The sequence below is a fragment of the Streptococcus criceti HS-6 genome (assembly GCF_000187975.2).
GTDB lineage: Bacteria > Bacillota > Bacilli > Lactobacillales > Streptococcaceae > Streptococcus > Streptococcus criceti.
The window spans coordinates 1859863-1881192 of sequence record NZ_AEUV02000002.1; the positions used below are offsets into that span (position 1 = coordinate 1859863).

The 21330-nt window shown below is 44.1% G+C and carries 20 protein-coding genes and 1 riboswitch; of the genes, 1 reads left to right on the forward strand and 19 read right to left on the reverse strand.

The genetic code is table 11. The features are described from left to right. Positions 1-307: 307 nt before the first annotated feature. The 16 genes from STRCR_RS08660 to STRCR_RS08735 all read right to left on the reverse strand — a co-directional run bounded on the left by STRCR_RS08660 (position 308) and on the right by STRCR_RS08735 (position 14744). The gene (locus STRCR_RS08660) at positions 308-1177 is read right to left on the reverse strand and encodes a DNA/RNA non-specific endonuclease (protein WP_040804600.1); all 870 of its coding nucleotides are present in this window, start codon (positions 1175-1177) and stop codon (positions 308-310) included. Positions 1178-1231: 54 nt separating this feature from the next. Beyond that, the gene (locus STRCR_RS08665) at positions 1232-1423 is read right to left on the reverse strand and encodes a DNA-directed RNA polymerase subunit beta (protein ID WP_004226291.1); all 192 of its coding nucleotides are present in this window, start codon (positions 1421-1423) and stop codon (positions 1232-1234) included. Then, entirely contained in the window at positions 1423-2691 is a 1269-nt protein-coding gene (murA, locus tag STRCR_RS08670) for a UDP-N-acetylglucosamine 1-carboxyvinyltransferase (RefSeq protein ID WP_004229029.1), read from the reverse strand. Before murA ends, STRCR_RS08665 begins: the two co-directional genes overlap by 1 nt. Positions 2692-2751: 60 nt before the next feature. Continuing rightward, entirely contained in the window at positions 2752-2988 is a 237-nt protein-coding gene (locus STRCR_RS08675; RefSeq protein WP_004227798.1) for a DUF1146 family protein, read from the reverse strand. Positions 2989-3951: 963 nt separating this feature from the next. Further along, a complete protein-coding gene (locus STRCR_RS08680; RefSeq protein ID WP_004225669.1) occupies positions 3952-4371 on the reverse strand; it encodes a F0F1 ATP synthase subunit epsilon in 420 nt (139 codons plus the stop codon). Between the two features lie 12 nt (positions 4372-4383). After that, positions 4384-5790 (reverse strand): F0F1 ATP synthase subunit beta, encoded by a 1407-nt coding sequence (gene atpD / locus STRCR_RS08685; RefSeq protein ID WP_004229327.1) that lies wholly within the window; start codon positions 5788-5790, stop codon positions 4384-4386. 192 nt (positions 5791-5982) lie between these two features. Then, positions 5983-6861, reverse strand: a complete 879-nt coding sequence (locus STRCR_RS08690) for a F0F1 ATP synthase subunit gamma (protein WP_004229837.1) — start codon at positions 6859-6861, stop codon at positions 5983-5985. Positions 6862-6872: 11 nt separating this feature from the next. Beyond that, positions 6873-8378: a F0F1 ATP synthase subunit alpha gene (gene atpA, locus STRCR_RS08695; RefSeq protein ID WP_004227609.1), complete on the reverse strand. Its 1506-nt coding sequence runs from the start codon at positions 8376-8378 to the stop codon at positions 6873-6875. Positions 8379-8393: 15 nt separating this feature from the next. Further along, a complete protein-coding gene (locus tag STRCR_RS08700) occupies positions 8394-8930 on the reverse strand; it encodes a F0F1 ATP synthase subunit delta (RefSeq protein WP_004226793.1) in 537 nt (178 codons plus the stop codon). Continuing rightward, a complete protein-coding gene (gene atpF, locus STRCR_RS08705; protein WP_004227416.1) occupies positions 8930-9427 on the reverse strand; it encodes a F0F1 ATP synthase subunit B in 498 nt (165 codons plus the stop codon). The genes STRCR_RS08700 and atpF overlap by 1 nt, the downstream gene beginning before the upstream one ends. Positions 9428-9447: 20 nt before the next feature. Beyond that, complete coding sequence (gene atpB, locus STRCR_RS08710) at positions 9448-10152, reverse strand: F0F1 ATP synthase subunit A (RefSeq protein WP_004226239.1); 705 nt, start codon at positions 10150-10152, stop codon at positions 9448-9450. Between the two features lie 37 nt (positions 10153-10189). After that, positions 10190-10387 carry a F0F1 ATP synthase subunit C gene (locus STRCR_RS08715; protein WP_004229660.1) on the reverse strand — a complete coding sequence of 66 codons (198 nt, stop codon included), beginning with the start codon at positions 10385-10387 and terminating at the stop codon, positions 10190-10192. Positions 10388-10623: 236 nt separating this feature from the next. Continuing rightward, on the reverse strand, positions 10624-11637 hold the full coding sequence (locus STRCR_RS08720; RefSeq protein ID WP_004228599.1) for a diacylglycerol kinase family lipid kinase: 1014 nt from the start codon (positions 11635-11637) through the stop codon (positions 10624-10626). Between the two features lie 9 nt (positions 11638-11646). Then, positions 11647-13605: an NAD-dependent DNA ligase LigA gene (ligA, locus tag STRCR_RS08725; protein WP_040804604.1), complete on the reverse strand. Its 1959-nt coding sequence runs from the start codon at positions 13603-13605 to the stop codon at positions 11647-11649. A 67-nt stretch (positions 13606-13672) separates the two neighbouring features. Continuing rightward, entirely contained in the window at positions 13673-14173 is a 501-nt protein-coding gene (locus STRCR_RS08730) for a QueT transporter family protein (RefSeq protein WP_004229695.1), read from the reverse strand. A gap of 2 nt (positions 14174-14175) precedes the next feature. Beyond that, positions 14176-14271: riboswitch (PreQ1 riboswitch) on the reverse strand. 77 nt (positions 14272-14348) lie between these two features. After that, entirely contained in the window at positions 14349-14744 is a 396-nt protein-coding gene (locus STRCR_RS08735; RefSeq protein ID WP_040804606.1) for a hypothetical protein, read from the reverse strand. A 79-nt stretch (positions 14745-14823) separates the two neighbouring features. On the opposite strand from STRCR_RS08735, the gene STRCR_RS08740 reads away from it, so the two are divergent. Then, positions 14824-15276 (forward strand): GtrA family protein, encoded by a 453-nt coding sequence (locus STRCR_RS08740; protein ID WP_004226596.1) that lies wholly within the window; start codon positions 14824-14826, stop codon positions 15274-15276. A gap of 44 nt (positions 15277-15320) precedes the next feature. Here the strand turns inward: STRCR_RS08740 and budA are convergent, their stop codons facing one another. The 3 genes from budA to ldcB form a co-directional block, all read right to left on the reverse strand. Further along, positions 15321-16040, reverse strand: a complete 720-nt coding sequence (gene budA / locus STRCR_RS08745) for an acetolactate decarboxylase (RefSeq protein WP_004228964.1) — start codon at positions 16038-16040, stop codon at positions 15321-15323. Positions 16041-16114: 74 nt separating this feature from the next. Then, positions 16115-17788 (reverse strand): acetolactate synthase AlsS, encoded by a 1674-nt coding sequence (gene alsS / locus STRCR_RS08750; protein WP_040805033.1) that lies wholly within the window; start codon positions 17786-17788, stop codon positions 16115-16117. Between the two features lie 411 nt (positions 17789-18199). Continuing rightward, on the reverse strand, positions 18200-21199 hold the full coding sequence (ldcB, locus tag STRCR_RS08755; RefSeq protein ID WP_004227612.1) for an LD-carboxypeptidase LdcB/DacB: 3000 nt from the start codon (positions 21197-21199) through the stop codon (positions 18200-18202). Positions 21200-21330 lie beyond the last annotated feature (131 nt).

The following is a 21330-nucleotide window of genomic DNA, read 5'->3' on the forward strand; positions in this document are numbered from 1 at the left end:
TCCTTTCATCATCACTAAGGTCAGAGCTGCAGGAACAAGAAAAACCGCTTGCCAAAACTCCATAAATTCGGAGCGTTGACACGCGGTACCATCCGTTTTCATCTAGCTAACTAGACCTTAATTTGTTAAGTCCTTAATATGAGTGAATTCACAAGGCTTTCCTCGAGTGAACTTCCAGTCGATGATTCACATTCCCTTTTCAAGTATGACCTAGCTACTAGTCTCACAGACTCTCTATTCAATTGTTTTTATTCTAACAAAATTTTGTTCGGCTGGCAAGATTCTTAAGCTCTTTTCCTAGAATTTCTCAGGACTCAAGCTTCACCTGTCCTGTGTAGTAATCCAGTATCAAATCCCGTTGCACGTTAGGAATAAAGACATTAAATTCCAGACTGCCATCGGATGACTTGGCTTCCAGATGGCTGCCTGAGGCAATTAAGTTGTCGCCTTGATAAATTAAGGTCACTCGGTAGCGAACCCGCTTGCGCTTATCCAGGGCCTTGCGGATCTGGGTTTCATAGTAATTCTGTCCCGTCGAATCCTCACTGCTGGCTTCATTAGCCCAGGCTGTCTGGACTGCGACATTGGCCGGATTGCTTGTTGAAGCATCGAAACCTCGTAGACTGCCCGCTAAGGAATAAGCAATCAAATGGCCACGATCTATGGCATGATCATAGGCACCAGAAAGACCCGTTCGCTGATGCCAGCCTGCTGGTGTCCAGTCTGTTGAGCCGTTACCTGTTTCCTGACGGTTACGATACTGACGGGTAGATTTGGTCAGGAGGGCATTGGCGAGACTTGGGACCGTCTGACCTTGGACGACTTTTGTCTGATTGTTGACATAGGGAGTACTAGCCACCTGAGCATCCAAATTGGTTTTATTCCCATTGAGAATATAAGCTCCTGAGCCATTCCAGCTAATTTCAGCCGGGAGTTGGTTTCTAACTTCTTGAGTCAGCACACTATCGGCTAAGTCTCGACTCGGAGCCTCATCACTAAACTTAGACCTTTTCTGCTGCTCTCCCGTTAGCTGCTGAGCTACTTGCTTGATTGGATTTTGATCGGATAATTGATCAGTAGTTGCCAGCAAACCCAGTATTAAAAAGACAACTAAACTGACCAGCGAAAGCAGGGCTTTTTGCTCCCGTTTCATCGTTGATTTTGATTTTTTCACTATAATAATCTCTCTCGAAAAATCCCGATTAGCCTGCTTGCTTATCGGGATTTTAACTTATTTTCCAGTAAATTTATCAATCAAGGATTGCCACTTATCCGGTGATAGGATAGTCAAGGGATTGTGACCTTGGCCGAGGACAGCATAACCAAGCATCAAGCCAACCGCAAAAAAGACTAGGCAAAGAAAAGTAACCAGTAGAATTAAAGCTAACTGATGTCTAATATAGGCCCAACCTGATTTCGCCATTAGTCATTCACCCTCTCAATATCTGCTCCTAACGCTGCCAACTTCTCGTGGAATTTATAGTAGCCACGATCCAAATGGGTTAATTTCCCAACTGTTGTCGTCCCTTGGGCTACCATCCCGATCAAAATCAAGGCTGCGCTAGCTCGCAGATCTGTTGACATAACCTGAGCCCCTTGTAAGTCTTGACCGCCGTGGATAATGGCCGTATCTCGCATGATTTCTGAGTTTAATCCCATCCGACGCATTTCTTCTAAATGCTGGAAACGGTTCTCAAAGACAGTTTCAATCATGGTCGATTCACCTCTTACAACGGCCATCAGGGCTGTGAATTGAGCCTGCATATCCGTGGGGAATCCTGGATGGGGCAGTGTCTTCACAGTCACTGGTTTCAACTTGCTGACATCTGATTTGACACGGATACCCTCGTCTTCCTCTGTGACTTCTACTCCCATTTCCAAAAGCTTGGAAATTAAGGGGCGATTGTGTTCCCAAACAGCTGACTTAACCAGAACATCACCAGAGGTCATAGCTGCAGCTACCATAAAGGTGCCGGCTTCTATTCTGTCTTGAACGACATCGTGTTCCGCACCGTGCAGCTGATCCACACCCTTGATGGTCAAGGTTTCTGTCCCAGCTCCGCGGACATTGGCTCCCATTTTATTGAGAAGGATAGCTAGATCAACAATTTCTGGCTCCCGAGCTGCATTTTCAATAATGGTTGTCCCTTGAGCCAAAGTAGCTGCCATCATGAGGTTTTGCGTTGCTCCTACTGAAGGAAAATCCATATAGATATTCGTTCCCTTCAGACAATCAGCTGTTGCAGTGATATCCCCACCCACTTGGCTAATCTTGGCTCCCATGGCCTCCAAACCTTTGAGATGAAGGTCAATAGGACGGCTGCCGATAGTACAGCCACCCGGCATAGAAACCTTGGCATGCCCATTACGAGCCAAAATAGGTCCTAGAACAACTATAGAAGCCCGCATTTGACTGACATATTCATAAGGTGCCTCATCCAAAAGCTGCCCAGTAGCATCTACGGTAACCTGATTTTGTTCTTGATCAAAATCAACTTCAACATTCAGACCCCGAACCACATTATTCATGGTAAAGACATCCGATAAAATCGGAACGTTGCTCAGTACAGTCTGGCCTTGAGCGGGCAAAATTGTCGCCGCTAAGAGAGGAAGGACCGCATTCTTAGCTCCTTCAATCGTCACTTCACCTTGTAAGCGTGTTTGACCACCCTTAACAATAATTCTATCCATTTTTTCTCCAATTTCACAAGTGTTTTCCTTATTATATCATAAGATTAGGAAAAAACCCTTCTAGTGAACTGTAGTGAAAATTGTCATGGCAAGGGATATAACAGATAAAAAGAAAGAGCTAACCAAAAAACCTAGGCCAATAGCCAGAAACATGACTAAAAGATTAATCTGTCTGAAATTATCGGGATTAAGGCGTAAAATTTTTTCCCAATTAACCAGACGGGTTAAGAGCTGAAAACTCATGAGAATAAAAAAGAGATGGCAGATGATAGTAATAAGTGATTGTAAAATTTCCATGACCTTATTTTATCATGAATACACACGATAAACCAAGAAGAAAACCAGTCAGTCTCACTTTTACTCTTCCTTGGTATACTGCTGTCTTGGCTGCATTGCTAACAGTCATTTTCAGCATCTAATACGTAGGAAACTAGTAGAAAAGATTAAAAAAAGCGCCCAAATGGGAGCTTTCTTAGAACTTGTATTCACATTTTTTGACAATTCACCTTATGTGGCAGGGGCGCAAGCGACCTCCTAACGGAGTGCCATTGATCATTTTCAAGCCAAGCCTAGGGTCTTGAAAATTCCTTCGACGATTGACTTAAATAGGGGCAATCGTCTTTTTACCACGGCGGCAACTGTCTGTTTTGAGAGTGGGACAGAAGTCGATTTTTTATATAAATTGACTTCATTGTCCCACCTCCGCACAGTTGATTAGGATGGCCGCTAACACTTGCGGAGCAGTTAAACAGTCCAGTGGACTGTTTAAGGGGGTGCCTAAAAATAAGACAGCGTCCCAGATCAAGACCTTCCAATCAACCACTGCGTCAAACTATTATTACTGCAAAAATAGAAGGCTGGAATACTTTTTCCCAGACTTTTTCCAGCTGACGCTAAGAATTTAAACTTGTAAATACAATTTCTTAAACCTAAAAGTCATAGAAGCGGCCTCGCTTTTCAGTTTTAAGGCTCGGGATGAGTCTGGGACAAACAGACATGACGGCTTCGCTCTCACCCACATGTAATCTTTGAAGATTACGTATAAAAAGTCCAAACTCGTTAGCATTGTTCTGGATTTACTAGATTGACGCAGTTGGGAGTAAGACTTGTTGCTAGGCCAAGAAAGAAGTCTTACCCCTGCACAGTTCATTAGATGCTTTAGCACCGATGAACCACTGCTGATTGGCTTTTTCTGTAAATAAGAGAGCAAGGAAAATCAAAATCGTGATTTTATCACGGTTTACTGATTGAGTCCCACTCTCATTTATTTCCAACGCTGATGCGATTGAGGGCACGGCGCAGAGCGACTTGAGCACGGCGAACATCATCAATTTGATGACTGGCTTCCGCTTCGTGCAACTTACGCTCAGCTCTTTGTTTAGCCCGCTCAGCCCGTGAAATATCAATATCACGCGACCGCTCGGCCGAATCCGCTACAATCGTCACCGTATTATCCTTAATTTCAAGGATACCACCATTGACAGCGACCCAATCGACGTGATTATCATCGTCAATACGACGGATTTTCATCTCATGGACTGTCAAAGGGGCAATGGTGTTGACGTGATTAGCTAAAATCCCCATCTCACCATCGGTTGTGGTCACTGAAATATAGGTAGCATGGTGATCATAACGAACCCCATCAGGTGTTACAATCTGTACTGTCATATGATCAGTCATAGCATCACCTCATTAAAAGCCCATTTTCTTAGCTTTTTCAACAACATCCTCGATTGGACCAACACTGCGGAAAGCATCTTCTGGTAGATCGTCATATTTCCCGTCAAGGATTTCCTTGAAGCCGCGAACTGTTTCAGCAACTGGTACATAGGAACCTGGCTGTCCCGTAAATTGTTCCGCCACGTTAAAGTTTTGTGACAGGAAGAATTGAATACGGCGGGCACGGCCAACCAAGACTTTTTCATCATCTGACAATTCATCCATACCCAAGATGGCGATGATATCCTGCAATTCATTATAACGTTGCAGAACACGTTGCACTTCTGTTGCTACTTGGTAGTGTTCTTCACCGACAATTTCTGGCGCCAAAGCACGAGAGCTTGAAGCCAAAGGATCTACCGCAGGGTAAATCCCCATTTGAGTTAGCTTACGTTCCAAGTTGGTGGTTGAATCCAAATGAGCGAAAGCTGTCGCTGGCGCTGGGTCAGTATAGTCATCGGCTGGTACATAGATAGCTTGAATTGAGGTTACAGAACCCTTCTTAGTTGATGTAATCCGTTCTTGCAATTGCCCCATTTCGGTAGCCAGTGTTGGTTGGTAACCAACGGCTGATGGCATCCGACCGAGCAGGGCCGACACTTCCGAACCGGCTTGGGTAAAGCGGAAGATATTGTCAATAAAGAGCAAAACATCTTGGCCTTCTACATCACGGAAGTATTCAGCCAAGGTCAAACCTGTCAGTGCCACCCGCATACGCGCACCAGGCGGTTCATTCATCTGACCAAAGACCATGGCGGTCTTTTCAATAACACCGGATTCTTTCATTTCCCAATAAAGGTCATTTCCTTCACGAGTCCGTTCACCGACACCTGTAAAGACGGAAATTCCCCCGTGTTCTTGGGCAATATTGTGGATCAGCTCTTGAATCAGGACGGTTTTACCAACACCGGCACCACCAAAGAGGCCAACCTTACCACCCTTGAGGTAAGGAGCCAAAAGGTCAATAACCTTAATACCTGTTTCCAAGATTTCTGATGAGGTTGATAATTCATCAAAGCTAGGAGCTTTTTTGTGAATAGGCTCACGCTCTGCATCTTCTGCAAATGGCTCATCCAAATCAATGGTCTCACCAAGCACGTTGAAGACACGTCCTAGTGTTTCTTTACCAACTGGTACACTAATGGCACGACCAGTATCGAGAACTTCTAGTCCACGTGTAAGCCCATCAGTCGATTCCATAGCAATGGTACGCACAAGACCGTCACCCAATTCAAGGGCAACTTCGAGCACGATTTTTTCTTTTTTATCGTTATTTTTATAAACGACCAATGCATTATTAATCTCAGGAAGCTTATCGCCTGTTGCAAACTTAACGTCAACAACGGGTCCAACAACCTGAGCAATTTTGCCTGAGCTCATGCTAAATTCCTTTCAATTTATGATATAAAGAACTATTTCATCTGCTGAAGATTTTCCTAAAGGGTGGGGAACCTAAGTCCCTTTTCTCTTACAGAATAACTCTCTATTCCAATCATAGGACTAAGACTACAGAGTCTTAGCTCAGCAGTTGAAGCCTCGTTCTATAAGAACGATTGCTTCTTGACCGATTAATTACTCCAAGGCGTTGGCGCCGGCAACAATTTCAGTAATTTCTTGCGTAATCGCTGCTTGGCGAGCCCGGTTATATTGAATGGTCAAGTCATTAATGACATTCTTCGAGTTGTCTGTCGCTGTCTGCATAGCTGTCATACCAGCCGCATGTTCAGCTGTTTTGGCATCGACAATAGCTCCATAAATCAAACTCTCCGTATATTGAGGTAAGAGTTGTTCCAAGATGGCTTCCCGATCAGGTTCCAATTCAAAAGCATTGGAAGCCTCCTTTTCGGATTCGTTAGCATCAAGGTCAACGATGGGCAACATCTGTTCAACCCGCACCTGACTGGTCAAGCTATTGATATGGTGGTTGTAGCAGACATAAAGCTCATCAAAGAGCTCTTCTTTATACATTTCAACAGACTGTGAAATGATTTGCGAGACTTGATCAAAAGCTGGTTGATCTTCCAGACCGCGCAGTTCAAAGGCTAGATCAATCCCACGAGCTTTAAAGAAGTCCGAACCAGTACCTCCGATAGAGATAATGGCGTAATCATTTTTTTCACTGTGATACTCCTCAATCAGGTCCATGACCGCCTTGAGGATTTTAGCATTATAGCCACCGACCAGACCCTTGTCGGAAGTAATGACAATATAGCCGGTCCGTTTAACGGGACGAGCGGCCAACATGGGATTGTCGGAACCGTTGGTCAACTCAGCGTGCAGCAAGTCTGTTGTGATTTGACGAATCTTGGCTGCATAGACTTGAAAGTCCTTAGCAGCTTGTTCAGACTTCGTCAATTTAGCGGCAGATACCATTTGCATGGCACTCGTAATTTTACTTGTTTTTTCGGTTGAAACAATTCTTGTTTTGATTTCACTCAGAGAACCTGCCATAAGTCGCCCCCTTATTCAAATGAAGACTGATCTTTAAAGTCTTGAATGGCAGCATCCAAGACGGCTTCTTCAGGAAGGTCTTTAGTGGTCCGAATCGTTTCAAAGATATCAGCATGATGTACCTCAAAGTACTCATACATCGCTTGTTCAAAGGTCAAGATATCGTTAACTGGAACACTGTCCAAGAAACCATGGGTTAAAGCATAAAGAATCAATACTTGTTTTTCAACTGGAAGCGGCTGATGAACTGGTTGTTTGAGGACTTCTACTGTCCGGCGGCCACGATTCAATTTGGCTTGAGTTGCTTCATCCAAATCAGAACCGAATTGGGTGAAGGCTTCCAACTCACGATAAGAAGCTAAATCCAAACGCAGGGTACCGGCAACCTTCTTCATGGCCTTAATTTGGGCAGAACCCCCAACCCGTGATACAGATGACCCTGCATCGATAGCTGGGCGAATACCTGAATTAAAGAGGTTTTCTTGTAAGAAGATTTGTCCATCGGTAATAGAAATGACATTGGTTGCAATGTAGGCTGAAATATCACCTGCTTGCGTTTCAATAAATGGTAAAGCTGTAATTGAACCGCCACCCAATTCATCAGAAACCTTGGCTGACCGTTCCAACAAACGGCTGTGAAGATAGAATACATCTCCCGGATAGGCTTCACGTCCTGGTGGACGACGGAGCAGAAGGGAAAGTTCACGATAGGCGACAGCTTGTTTTGATAAATCATCGTAAACGATCAAAACATGCTTGCCATTATACATGAACTCTTCCGCCATGGCAACACCGGCATAGGGTGCGATGTAAACCAAAGGTGAGGGCTGTGAAGCCGAAGCTGTCACAACGATAGTATAGTCAAGAGCACCGTACTTACGCAGGGTTTCTACTTGGTTACGAACCGTCGATTCCTTTTGACCGATGGCGACATAGATACAAATCATATCTTGATCTTTTTGGTTCAAGATAGCATCAATGGCAACTGAGGTTTTACCCGTTTGACGGTCGCCGATAACCAATTCCCGTTGTCCACGACCAATTGGTACCAAGGCATCAATGGCTTTGAGCCCTGTTTGCAGAGGTTCTGAAACACTCTTACGCTGCATAACACCCGGTGCAGGTGTTTCAACCGGACGGGTTGCATTTGTGTTAATATCACCAAGTCCATCAACAGGTTGACCAAGCGGGTTGACCACCCGGCCAATCAGTTCCGGACCAACTGGGACTTCCATGATTTTACCGGTACGTTTAACGGTATCTCCTTCAGTGATCTCTGAGAAATCTCCTAGGATGATGATACCAACATCATTGGACTCAAGGTTTTGAGCCATACCATAAGCACCATTTTGGAATTCGAGCAGCTCACCGGCCATGGCATTATCCAAGCCGCGAGCTCGGGCAATCCCATCACCAACGTAAGTTACTACACCAGTTTCAGTGACGTCAAAATTTGGCTGGAAGTTTTCAATTTGCTTTTTAATTAAAGCACTAATTTCTTGAGCATTAATGGCCAAAAGTCACACCACTTTCTATTTAAGATTGTTTTTTAGTTGTTGTAATTGACTGCGAATACTAGTATCAATTATTTTATTATTGGCCTTGAGGACAAAGCCACCGATGATTGAGTCATCAAAATCTTCAATAATGTCTTGGGCATTAATTTCGAATTTTTGGTGACTGAGCTTGAGAATCCGTTCCTTCTGCTCTTGTGTCAGAGGGACAGTAGTTGTCACCGTCACAGGAAATTCACGGGTTGCTTGAACCAGTTTGTCCGAAACAGCTTGAAAGATTGGCTCAATCAGACGTTCACGTTCGTTAAGCAAGATGACTTCAAAGAAATTTTTCAAATAATGTGACGAAAACTCTTCAAGATTTCTCACTAAACTAACTTTGTCCTCGCGAGCAAGTGCAAGACTTGACAGATAGGCAGAGAGCTGGGTCTCTTTGAAAACTGTCAAATAGGTTGAGAGTTCTTCTTGAATCTCAGACACAAGACCTTTCTCAAGGGCCACTTGACTCAGGCTGTCGGCATATTGCTCAACAAGAGCTTGTGTTTTACGATCCATTAGGCATCTCCTAGCTGGTCAAGATATTGGTCAATCAAATCAGATTGAGCTGACCTGTCCAAATTTTTGGCCATGACTTTTTCAGCCAACAAGACAGTCAAATCAGCCACATCTCCCTTCACACTTGAAAGGGCTTCTGCCTTATTTTGAGCGATATCTTGGTTAGCTTTTTCCTTCAGGCGCTCAGCATCTGCACGCGCATCTGCGACAATTTTACTTCCCTGAGCTTGACCCGTTTCTTTAGCATCATCAATGATTTTAGCGGCATCATCTTTCGCAGCATTCAGTTCAGCTCGGCGTTTTTGGACATAGCTTTCGGCTTGTTGACGGGCATTCTCAGCATCATCAATATCCTTAGCAATCTTTTCCTCACGTGCTTTAAAGATTCCAGTAAGCTGCTTCCAAGCAAACTTACGAATCAAGACAAGCAGGAGAAGAACAGAGCCGGTTGTAATAATGATATTACCAAGGGTTGTACTATTAATCAGTATAGACATATTTCTCCTCACTTTCTCTATTAATCATTAACTTTACCACCGATATAGTTGGAACTAAGGATGATAAAGACATAGGCTTGAATGAAGCCAATAAAGGCTGAAAAGGCAACCCAGAACAAATTGAGTACAAAGGCCAGAGGTCCTGTAAAAATGGAGACCATAGCTAACTTCAAAATTAGACCAGTCACAACTTCACCAGAAAAGATATTTCCAAAAAGTCGCAGAGCCAGAGACGCAATGTTTGTAAACTGTTCCAAAATATTCATGGGCAACATAGCTGGGTAAGGAGCAAGGAACCCCTTGAGGTAGCCTGTAACGCCCTTTTTACGCACCCCTTCAACATGGCAGACAAGCGCAATCAACAAAGAAAGAGTAATGGTAACACCAAAATTAGAAGTTGGTGATGTCCAAAAGTTAAGTTTCCCTGTCCTAATAGCTGTAATCAAGCCAATATTATTAGCTGTGAAAACAAAAGTAAAGATGACAAAGAGGAGCAAACTATAATTTTTAGTATAACCACCTAGATTCTGCGAAATCGTATCATTGACGAATTCATACAAAAACTCAAGGATATTTTGCTTTCCCTTAGGTTTAAGGGACATCTTGCGAGTGGCCCAGAAAACCATGAAAAAAATCACCAAAACCGTCAAGAGAGACATACCTAAAATGGTCAGATCAAATGTGATACCTAAAAAAGATACACTTGGATTAGTTGTAGATTCCAATCCTTATCCCTCCTTCTTCTCTAAAATTTGGCTAGGTTTACACAATGTAGCTAAGCGCAAAGAGAACGAAGAAGGTACCTTCGATAAAAGCAACACCAGTAAACATCAAGGTTTGCAGTTTACTGAACATTTCTGGCTGGCGAGCGGCTGCCTTAGCAATATTGGCAACCAAGATACCCTCACCAATAGACACTCCCATAACAGCAAGTCCGAGACCTAAGATCGTTAAATTCATGATAGAATTCTCCTTTAAAATTTTTTACCTAGTTATTTTAGTCCTATTTAGTGGGAAAGTCAATGATTTCACGAATTTGTAAAGGCTTACTCATGACTCTTTTGTTTAAGCCTGAAATTTTGTGGCCATCTTTTGGGGGTTATTGGGAATTCCAAGACTTTGGCAGCCTTCTAAAAAAGGGCTATGTAGACACCTCTGTCAATAGAAAAAAAAACAGGTCTACGCCTGCTTTTTTATTAATCATCATCCCCAAGCTCATCAACTTCGTGAGAGAATTTTTGGGCGATGGCTTCAAGGGCTAATTCCTCAGTATCTAAATCGAAGGCATCGTCAGAAATCTCGTCGGTATCTGCGAAGAAATCCAGATGATTCTTGAGATTTTCCAAGGTAATTGGGGCATCACCGCCGTATTCACCATCCAGATTAATCATCATCCGGTCATCAGTCTGAGGTTCAATGACGATTTTACTGGTCTTGATATATTCAATCCGCTTATCGCCGATATGTTTGCCGCCCTGAAGCAGTTTTCGCACTAGACGGGCAATATCAATTAGATTGGCTGTTTTAACAATAATCAAGGTAAATTGTCCATCATCTAATTTTGCATCGGGAGCAATGGTTTCAAAGCCACCAACTGAATTAGTAATGGCTGCAAAGATCATTGAAGCTTCACCATCATAGACACCTTGGTCATGAGTAATCTTCACCCGAGCTGTTTTAACCCGAGGCAGAAGCTCGACTCCTTTAACCAGATAAGCTAGATAGCCAATCATGGTCTTGAGCTGGCTTGGTACACTGTAGGTCAATTCAGTCAAGGTTCCTGCGGCTGCGATATTGACAAAATAGGTATCGCCATGAGCTCGGCCAACATCCAAATGAATCAGTTGGTTTTTACCGATAATCTTGGCTGCTTCAACAGGATTACCGCGAGGAATTTTGAGAGCCCGAGCCAGATCATTAGTTGTCCCTGTTGGAATTAAGGCTACTTTGGGCCGCTTAGCCAGTGGCGCTAAGCCATTGACCACCTCATTGATGGTCCCATCTCCCCCAGCTGCAATAACCAAAGAAAAGCCGGCTTTAGCTGCCCGAGTTGCTTCGTTCTTAGCCGAGTCAGGTTCGGGGGTTGTCTGAAAAGCTGAGGTTTCATAACCAAAGCCTTCTAAAATATTAAGGACCTCGGCTACGTTTTTTTTCATGATTTCCTGGCCTGATGTTGGATTATAAATCAGGCGAGCACGTTTTCGTCGCATTTTCTCCTCCTATAGATTAGCCAACCATTCTTCATCGCGAATGGTAATGCCTAATTCCTGAGCCTTGGTCAGCTTAGAGCCAGCATCTGTTCCTGCTACTACAATATCCGTATTCTTAGATACTGAGCCAGTGACCTTGGCGCCTAGGTTTTCTAATTTTTCTTTAGCTTGACTGCGTTTGAGACTGACCAACTTACCAGTCAGAACGACGGTCTTTCCTGACAAGGTTGCATCCTCGGCAACTCGCTTACCTAGATAGTCAAAATTAAGTCCTGCTGCCTCTAATTCAGCCATCAGCTGTTTGGCTCCGGCGGTCGCAAAATAATCTTGGAGCGACTGAGCAATGACGCCTCCCAGTCCATCAATCTCAGCAATAGCATCAAATTCAGCCACCATGAGAGCGTTTAAAGAGCCGAATTTTTCTAAAAGCAGTTTGCTGGCCTTAGCACCAACATGGCGAATCCCCAAGCCAAAGAGCAACTTCTCGGCCGAATTTTCCTTAGAAGCTGAAATGGCTTGGAAGAGCTTATCAGCTGACTTCTCTTTCACCCCATCCAAAGTCAGCAAGTTCTCAGCTGTCAGCTGATAGAGGTCAGCCACATCCTGAACCAAATCGGCCTGATACACCTTCTCAATCATTGAAGGCCCTAAGCCCGTGATATTCATGGCATCGCGGCTGGCGAAGTGAATCAATTTTTCCTTGAGCTGGGCCGGACAGCGAGGATTCACACAGCGTAGAGCCACCTCATCTTCATAATGCACGAGCTGGCTCTGGCAAGATGGACAGATTTGCGGAATCGCCATGGGCACTTGATCCTGCCGCTTCTCCATGACAACATTGAGAACAGCTGGAATGATATCACCAGCCTTGTAGACCAGAACCGTATCATCCAGACGAATGTCCTTATCGGCAATATAATCAACATTGTGGAGGGTAGCCCGACTGACTGTTGTACCCGCTAATTGAACGGGAGTCAGATTAGCCGTTGGCGTAACAACGCCTGTTCGACCGACAGTCCAGTCAACCGAGAGGATTTTAGCCTCTTTTTCTTCGGCAGGAAACTTGTAGGCAATAGCCCAGCGAGGAGCCTTGACCGTAAAGCCCAATTCTTCCTGCATAGCCAGACTATTAACCTTGATAACAATACCGTCGATATCATAGGCTAAGTGTTCACGGTCTGCTTGAACGGCTTGAATGAAGTCCCATATCTCATCCATGGAGCTGGTAACAATCCGACGGGGATTGACGACAAAGCCCAATTTGGCAAAGCCTTCTAAGACGGCTTCCTGAGTGGGAAAACTGGTTTCACCAGCTTCTTGGTAGATGAAGGTAGCTAGTTTTCTTTCAGCAACAACCGAGGTATCTAACTGACGCAAGGTGCCGGCGGCTGCATTTCTCGGATTGGCAAATTCATCCTGACCTTCTTCTCGTCTTTTGGCATTGATGGCTTCAAAGGAAGCTCTTGGCAGATAGGCTTCACCACGCACCGTAATGGTTTCACCACCAGACAGGCTTAAGGGGATGTCCGGAATTCGCTTGAGATTTTCAGTAATATTTTCTCCAACCGTTCCGTCCCCTCTGGTAGCCCCGATTTGCAGCTGGCCATCAATATAGGTAAGAGAGATGGACAGACCGTCAATCTTCAACTCAGCCAAGTAGGAAGCCGAAGGGAACTCCGACTTAACTCGACGGTCGAAATCGTCCAGCTCTTCGCGCGAAAAAGCATCCTGCAGGGAAAAGAGCGGATACTCATGAGTGTATTTCTCAAAGCCTTCTAGCACCAAACCGCCAACTCGGTGGGTGGGGCTATCAGGCTGAACGAGCTCCGGGTGAGCCTGCTCTAAGTCAACTAATTCTCGATAAAGTTTATCGTACTGAGCATCTGAAACAGACGGCCTATCTTCAGTGTAATATTCACGAGCATAACGATTCAGCTGGGCAACCAGCTCTTTCATACGATTTTCCATAGTATCTTTATTATATCATGAAATAAGAAGGGAATTAAGACAAAAAGCCCTCTGAGAAGGCTTTTTGTCATTTTGTTAAATCAATACGTTTGGCCAGTAGGCTGATGAGGTAGCCGCCAACTAACAGGGAAGCAAACTCCCCTACTGCTGTTGTCAACCAAGTCAAGAAAAATGGGACATGGCTGACAATATTCAATTCTGCAGCAATGATGAACATGCTAGATGAAAAGAGCAGATTGAAGTAGAAAAAGGCCAGATTGTAACCCAAAACAGTTTGATCCACAAATTTCCTGAAAAGATAGACACCTAGGCTGACAACCAGCAGGGTTTGTGCACTGCCGACAAGAACATCAATAGGACCAAAGCTATAAAAATTGGAAATAGCACAGCCTAGAGTTAGGGCGATAATATATTTTGATTTGTAAAATGCTAAAAAATTGAGCATTTCAGATAAGCGGAACTGATAAGCGCCGTAGCTGATAGCATTAAAGGGGGGCATGGCCGTAAAAATAAAATAGAGGGCGGCCACTAAGGCGATTTGCACCAAATCACGGACTGAAAATTTCATCTTATTGATTCTCCTTTAGCGGGATCACCGCTTCAAATATGCTTGGTGAAAAGAGTTAAGCACCAAGGGCTGAAAACCAGCTTTTCTAGTATAGCACAAGTCGAATAAAAAAAGAAGGCAGCTCGACTCGCTTAACCTTCAACATTATATTTCTGTTAGAGGAACCTTAGTTACCCTAATCCAGATTAACCTTCTTGACGACCTTTTTTTCCATAATAAAATGCTTCCGCTTAAGGTGATAGTCATCGTGAGTTCGCTTAAAGTGTCCTTCTTCACTAATGAGATAGTCTCCTTGATCACGATAGTTGGAAAAAGGAGAAATCCCCAAAGTCGTCACCAGAATAAAGGCAATCAAAGTTGGAACTGCGGCAAGAAGAAAGCTTCTCCACCAAGTTAGTTTACCGAGCAATAGCAAGGCCAAACTTGGACTGGAAATCAGCAAAATCAAACCGATATGCATAACCTTCGTTTCCCAAGCTAGGCCATATAACGAAAGCACCCAGTTCCCTGGAAAGATAATGATTAATGCAATCAGCCATACTATAACCAAAGGAGTCTGCCAACGTTTCATAAGAATTTTCCTTTTATTTTAATTTTAAATTCTACTGCCCATTCTAGCATATCCATCGCTTTTATGCTAAAGTAATGATATGAAAAAAATTAAATCTCTCATTATCTGGGCTTGGAATAATGAAGCCATGAAGTATCTTTTTTTCGGCGGATTGACCACCATCGTCTATATGATTAGCCGGATTGGCCTCTTTGCTCTCTTGCACATGCCCCTGACAACGACGGTTGCGGCCAATGCTATCGCTATTATCTTCGCCTTTGTGACTAATGATATTTGGGTTTTCAATCAGGACCGATCTGGTTGGTTCGGCCGCTTTATCAAATTTGTCACTGCCCGGCTGCTCACTCTGGGACTTGATTTTGGTATGACCTTCATCTTCGTCAATAGCTTTCCACATCTAGTCGGCCAGTTTGTCAATGATAATCTTGCTATGGTTAACGGAATTGTCGGAGCCATCAGTCAGATCTTAATCATCCTAATCAATTATATTTTGAGCAAACTTTTCATCTTTGATAATAAAAAAGTAGACTAAATAATACCTAAAAAATCTGGCTTTATCAGGCCAGATTTTTTCTGTTATTCAGATTTATTGATATCTTCCTTCAATTCGTCCAAATTAAATTTAGCGAAGAGATAATTGCGATCCTGAACTGGGAAGCGTTGATCCAATTGATCGACTGGACCAATCTCTACTGTCCCATCAGTCATGACATAATCCATAACATGACCGCCAAAAACTAAGTCATCAGAAATAAAGTGGAGGTGATAGCCAGCTACACTGACCCCATGGAACATTTCAGGTGTCCAAAACCCAACAATGGTTCCTGAAAGATCCTCAGCCGTGTACTCAGGCTGACGGGTAGCAACTTCCGCAAATTTTTCCCCACTTTGAGCTCTTGGAATCATACGAACATGCATGTGTTTGAAATGCCCCTTAATTTTAATGGAACGAAAAAGGTTTGCTCCATCGTAATAGGATTCAATCCGATCTTCCAGCTCCTTATCCGTTGTTTCATAGCGCTGTTTAAAGACCACCTCTGCATGGTGGGGAACCACCGCAGCATAGGGAACCTTGGTATCTGGCTTCACTTCAACAACTTTAAGGTTGCCATTTTTGCTAGTGGTTTGATAAGCCTTGCCATCGAGAATAACCAGTTCTCCATCAATGGAATCAAGTGTACCAATACCCAAGTCGCCATGCTTAAGCAATTCTCCGATGGTCATGGAACCATCGTAGAGACCTGCGAAGAGGGCATTCAAGGTATTATACTGAAATAATTTAATGACATCTGCCATGTCGTTTATATCCTTCTTTCTTTTTAAGAACCCGTCATTATAACTGCTTACAAGCGTCAATCTAACTACAAATATTAATAAAACTCTTCCGGCAAAATAGTTTCAGCCAAGGCGGTATTGTCCTTATAGTCAATTGGGATATCAATCAAAACAGGTCCCTGATCAGCATCAACTAGGGCTTGTTTGAGGGTAGCTTGGAAGTTTTCCTTACTATCTACGCGGTAGCCCTTAGCTCCGAAACTCTCTGCATATTTTACAAAATCAACCGAGCCAAAGTCAACCCCTGAGGAACGGCCATACTTCTTCTCTTCTTGGAATTTAACCATGTCATATTTACCATCATTCCAAATAAGATGAACAATTGGCAGTTTGAGACGGACAGCTGTTTCCAATTCCTGAGCTGAAAAGAGGAAACCGCCATCACCAGAGATAGAGACCACCTTGGTATTTGGTCGCAAGAGGGCTGCTGAGATTGCCCAAGGCAAAGAAACACCTAGGGTCTGCATTCCGTTTGAGAAAAGTAGATGGCGGGCTTCATAAGACTTAAAATAACGGGCCATCCAGATATAGTGACTGCCAACATCAACAGTAACAGTCATATCATCAGCAACATTATCTTGCAAAACCTCGATGACATCCAGAGGATGGATGAGGCCGGCTTCAGACTTCGTATCAAACTTGAGGTCTTGCACGACTTCTTTTTTGAGATTTTGCAAGTACTCAACTGAACCTTCCGGCAAGCTATAACCAGAAATAGCTGGTAACAGCAGATCAATGGTTTCTGCAATATTACCGATCAATTCCCGCTCAGGCTGAAAATAAGTATCAATTTCTGCCGTATCAGTATCAATCACGACAATGCGGGCAGAGATTTCAGCATTCCAGTTGCGAGCTTCGTATTCAATGGGGTCATAACCAATTGCGATAACCAAGTCAGAGCGTTTAAGCAGCATATCCCCTGGTTGATTGCGGAAAAGGCCAACCCGGCCGAAGAAGGTCTCTTCTTCTAAATCACGAGAAACAATACCAGCCCCTTGGAAGGTTTCCACGACAGGCAGCTTAACAGCTTGGAGAAGACGGCGTAAAGCTGCCGTTACACGTCTGGTTGAAGCGCCGTTTCCCAAAAGGAGAACAGGCAGAGCAGCATTGCGAATGGCTTGGGCCAAGTAGTTAATGTCATCAACTGAGGCCGACCCCATCTTAGGATCAGTCAGGGGTTTGATCGCCTTGACCGAAACCTGACTGTCAGTCACATCCTGCGGAATAGAAATGAAGCTTGCTCCCGGCTTTCCTAGCTTAGCATAGCGGTAGGCATTAGCTAGAGTTTCAGAAATCGTATCAGGCTCCTGAACTTCTGCGGCATACTTGGTAATCGGCGCCATCATGGCCACATTGTTCATGGACTGATGGGCACGTTTGAGCAGGTCAGCCCGTTTAACTTGACCACCGATAGCCAGAACAGGATCCCCTTCATCGGTAGCTGTTACTAGCCCTGTAGCCATATTGGACACCCCCGGACCTGAGGTTGCAATAACGACTCCCGGCTCACCTGTAATCCGTCCAACCCCTTGCGCCATAAAGACCGCATTTTGTTCATGGCGGGCTACAATCAACTCAGGCCCCTTATCCTCAAGGGTATCAAAAACTCGGTCAATTTTGGCACCAGGAATACCAAAGACATACTTGACATCGTGGTTGATGAGACTATCTACTACTAGGTCAGCTCCGTAGTTCTGTTCTTCTGTCATATCCTTACCTAACTTTCTAACAATAAAAAGGAAGCCCCTGTGATATTTAAAAAATTTCACAAAGTTTCCCTTAACTTTTTACATAATGTATATCAATTATAGCACGTTTTTTAACATTTTCTAGTTAGAAAGTTTGTGAAATAATGAGCATTAAAAGAGGCTGGAAAAAAAGTATTCCATCCTCCTATTTTTGCAGTAATAACAGTTTAGCGCAGTGGTTGGGAGGTCCTTATCTTGGGGTGCAGTTCCATTTTCAAGCCCCCCTTAAACAGTCCACTGGACTGTTTAACTACTCCGCAAGTGTTAGCGGCCATCCTAATCAACTTGTGCGGAGGTGGGACAACGAAGTCAATTTATGTAAAAAATCGACTTCTGTCCCACTCTCTTATATTTCCTATTGAGACCGTTAAACTAATCAATTGCGATATAACGGCGGTTGCCACTGTAGGCTATGTAAGAAATCCATGTTTTGCCCTCTGCATTTCTGACACTATCATAATTGACACTTTGACCTACAGTATAGGTTGCCAGAGCTGGACTTGATTGGCTAGGAGCAGACCTCACATAAGATTCTCTGGTAAAGGTATAGCGGCCACTAGAAGGAATAGCATTTGCTTGGGCGTGACTTTGTAATGGCGAATTAGCTGGACTGCCGTAGTCACCGCCTTCAACACCTAGGTATTCTTCTAAACTCAAACCAGACTCGTGGATATCTTGGGCTTCTTGACCAATATAGCGGATATGCCAAGGCTCTTGCATAAAGCCCGTAATGCTTTCCTTACCAAGTTGATAGCGAACGATAAAGCCGTAACGATGGGCATTGTCTCTTAACCACTGAGCTGCTGCTTGATCTTCGAGCAAGTTACCAGATCTATCGGTTAAATCAAAAGTTAGACCAGTTTGGTGCTCACTATAGCCCGGCCTTGCGGAATAACGATCAGCTGCTGCTTGACCGTCTTGATTGACGTAAGATTGATAAAAATTCTTTTGATAGTCATACGTTCTAAATCCACTATAGGCATAACCAACATTGTATCCCTGATTAATCATGTCATTACGCAACCGAACAAAAGCATCTTTGGCAACGGCGTTTTCACCCGGATTGTATGAACTGGACAGAGCATATTTTTTATTGACAATCAGGATTGGTCCATGCTTACCTGCAACATAATAGTAAGAACCATTATAAGAAGGGCTCTTCTTTTCTCCTGGTGTTGGTTCAGGAACCGTTGTCTGGGTAGCAGCTACCCCAACCAGCTTATTATCATTTTCAACATAGTACAGATGGATATTATAGACACCGCGTTGGCCTTTGTGGTCACTGATTTTAACTGTTACTTTATAATCACCATCAGCTTGTTTATTAGCATCATACCAGATAATATCATCTTGGTCACGATTGCTGGTCCAAACAGGAACCTTGACCGCTACAATACCGTTGCTGTTCGACACATTGGTAATCAGGACATCAAAACCATCGGAAGTCTGATTTTGAATAGCAAGAGTTCCGGTCACCCGTTTATCCATCTTCTTAGCTTCTGAGCGATGCTGCTGACCTGTTATACCAACCAGCTTGCCATCATTTTCTAGGTAATAGAGATGGACATTATAGAGGCCTGTTTCATTCTTATGGTCAGATACTCTGACGGTGACCTTGTAGGTCCCATCAGCTTGTTTAACGCCATCATACCAGATGATATCGTCTTGGTCGTTCCTATCTGTCCAGACGGGCACCTTAACCGCCTTAAGTCCTTGGCTGTCGGTGACAGTCGAAACGATGACATCGAAATCGCCGTTATCCTTGTTACTAAAGGAGAGGGTTCCAGTTCTGGTAACTTGAGGTTCAGCCACCTTAACCTGTTGAGCGGCAACCCCTTTCATAGCTCCGTCAGTTTCAACATAATACAGGTGGATATTGTAGGTGCCGGTTTCATTCTTATGGTCAGACAGTTTGACCGCTACCTTGTAAGTGCCATCTCCCTGCTTAACGCCGTCATACCAGATGATATCATCTTGGTCATTTCGGTCCGTCCAGATAGGTACCTTGACGGCTAGGATACCCTTGCTGTCTGAAACATTGGAAATCCTGACATCAAAGCCTTGGTTAGTTTGGTTCTCAACACTGATTTGCCCGGTCAGTTTGGATTCTGATGGCTGAGAATTAGACAGTTTGTCCAGCATGACATAGCGGCGGATACCGCTGTAGGAGACATAGGAAATCCACTTGTAGCCATCGGCCTTGAGTTCCTTATCATAGTTAACCCCTTCTCCTTTGGTAAAGGTGAACTCTGTCTTAGCGGCTGCCCTAGCTTCGTTTTTAACCGCGACTTCCCGATCGAAGGTGTAACGCTGCAGGGTTGGAAAAGTAGTTTCGCTGTCTCCTGCTGACTGATCGTCTGTCTTAGGTGCTGGAACTTCCTTAACTTCTAGCTTTGCAATATTGGCATAACGGCGAATGCCGCTGTAAGACTTGTAGCTCAGCCATTGATAGCCATCTTGAGTGAGCACTTGGTCATAGTAAACACGGTCACCAGCATTGGCGTAAAAGGCGAGGGGGGCACTGGCAGACGGACTATTCTTGACTTCTGTACGCTCTGGATAGGTATAATAGCCTGAACTTGGGATATCTTTGCCACCGGTTCCGGACTGAGTTTTAGGGACTGAGGGTGCCGGAACTTCCTTAACCTCTAGCTTAGCAATATTGGCATAACGGCGAATGCCGCTGTAAGACTTGTAGCTCAGCCATTGATAGCCATCTTGAGTGAGCACTTGGTCATAGTAAACACGGTCACCGGCATTGGCGTAAAAGGCGAGGGGCGCACTGGCAGAGGGACTATTCTTGACTTCTGTACGCTCTGGATAGGTATAATAGCCTGAACTTGGGATATCTTTGCCAACCGCTTGAACCGTTGTCGCCACAGACGCTCTCGTCACAGCTAGCTTGGCTTGAGTCGGTGCCAGACTTTCGTTCTGCTGTGAGGTGACACTAACCGTTTGAACTGCTGATTGTGCCTCAACCTGAGCGGGCATAACATCCGTCTGGGTGGCAGTGTCCACCCTAGCTGGCGTTGCTGCTGCAGTACTTGTCACAGCGTCTGTGGGAGCAGACGTTTCTGCCGTGGCCTGAGCTGAATCCTGACTAACTTGTTGAGACACAGATGCCTTGTCTGAAAGGACTGCAGTGTTACTGTCTTCTGTCTGAGAAGTTAAGCTATTCCCATTTTGAACGGGCTGGTCAGCAACGGTTTGAACTGTTTGGTCTTGAGGCTGACCCGCTGGCACTGCTTGTTCATCAGCCAGTACTTGACCGCCGAAGAATAAACTAGCACCGATTAGGACTGAGGCCGCACCAAAGGAATATTTACGAATGGAAAAACGTTGTCTTTCATTCCAAATAGGAGCTCTTTTCATGAATTAATCTCCTTTCTTACTAAGATATCTCGTCAATAACATTGTAGATCAATATCTAGGATTATTATAACAATAAAAGAAAACGATTTCAATATATAATTGTAACTTTTGTCATATTTTTGAAATATTGT

What these genes read in the sequence shown, in the direction of transcription:
- atpD (WP_004229327.1), bottom strand. Translation starts at nt 5,790, where the DNA reads ATGAGCTCAGGCAAAATTGCTCAGGTTGTTGGACCCGTTGTTGACGTT.
- STRCR_RS08665 (WP_004226291.1), bottom strand. Translation starts at nt 1,423, where the DNA reads ATGGCGAAATCAGGTTGGGCCTATATTAGACATCAGTTAGCTTTAATT.
- atpF (WP_004227416.1), bottom strand. Translation starts at nt 9,427, where the DNA reads ATGTCTATACTGATTAATAGTACAACCCTTGGTAATATCATTATTACA.
- murA (WP_004229029.1), bottom strand. Translation starts at nt 2,691, where the DNA reads ATGGATAGAATTATTGTTAAGGGTGGTCAAACACGCTTACAAGGTGAA.
- STRCR_RS08740 (WP_004226596.1), top strand. Translation starts at nt 14,824, where the DNA reads ATGAAAAAAATTAAATCTCTCATTATCTGGGCTTGGAATAATGAAGCC.
- STRCR_RS08715 (WP_004229660.1), bottom strand. Translation starts at nt 10,387, where the DNA reads ATGAATTTAACGATCTTAGGTCTCGGACTTGCTGTTATGGGAGTGTCT.
- STRCR_RS08675 (WP_004227798.1), bottom strand. Translation starts at nt 2,988, where the DNA reads ATGGAAATTTTACAATCACTTATTACTATCATCTGCCATCTCTTTTTT.
- STRCR_RS08735 (WP_040804606.1), bottom strand. Translation starts at nt 14,744, where the DNA reads ATGAAACGTTGGCAGACTCCTTTGGTTATAGTATGGCTGATTGCATTA.
- ligA (WP_040804604.1), bottom strand. Translation starts at nt 13,605, where the DNA reads ATGGAAAATCGTATGAAAGAGCTGGTTGCCCAGCTGAATCGTTATGCT.
- STRCR_RS08730 (WP_004229695.1), bottom strand. Translation starts at nt 14,173, where the DNA reads ATGAAATTTTCAGTCCGTGATTTGGTGCAAATCGCCTTAGTGGCCGCC.
- STRCR_RS08720 (WP_004228599.1), bottom strand. Translation starts at nt 11,637, where the DNA reads ATGCGACGAAAACGTGCTCGCCTGATTTATAATCCAACATCAGGCCAG.
- STRCR_RS08700 (WP_004226793.1), bottom strand. Translation starts at nt 8,930, where the DNA reads ATGGATCGTAAAACACAAGCTCTTGTTGAGCAATATGCCGACAGCCTG.
- alsS (WP_040805033.1), bottom strand. Translation starts at nt 17,788, where the DNA reads ATGACAGAAGAACAGAACTACGGAGCTGACCTAGTAGTAGATAGTCTC.
- budA (WP_004228964.1), bottom strand. Translation starts at nt 16,040, where the DNA reads ATGGCAGATGTCATTAAATTATTTCAGTATAATACCTTGAATGCCCTC.
- STRCR_RS08680 (WP_004225669.1), bottom strand. Translation starts at nt 4,371, where the DNA reads ATGACTGATCATATGACAGTACAGATTGTAACACCTGATGGGGTTCGT.
- ldcB (WP_004227612.1), bottom strand. Translation starts at nt 21,199, where the DNA reads ATGAAAAGAGCTCCTATTTGGAATGAAAGACAACGTTTTTCCATTCGT.
- STRCR_RS08690 (WP_004229837.1), bottom strand. Translation starts at nt 6,861, where the DNA reads ATGGCAGGTTCTCTGAGTGAAATCAAAACAAGAATTGTTTCAACCGAA.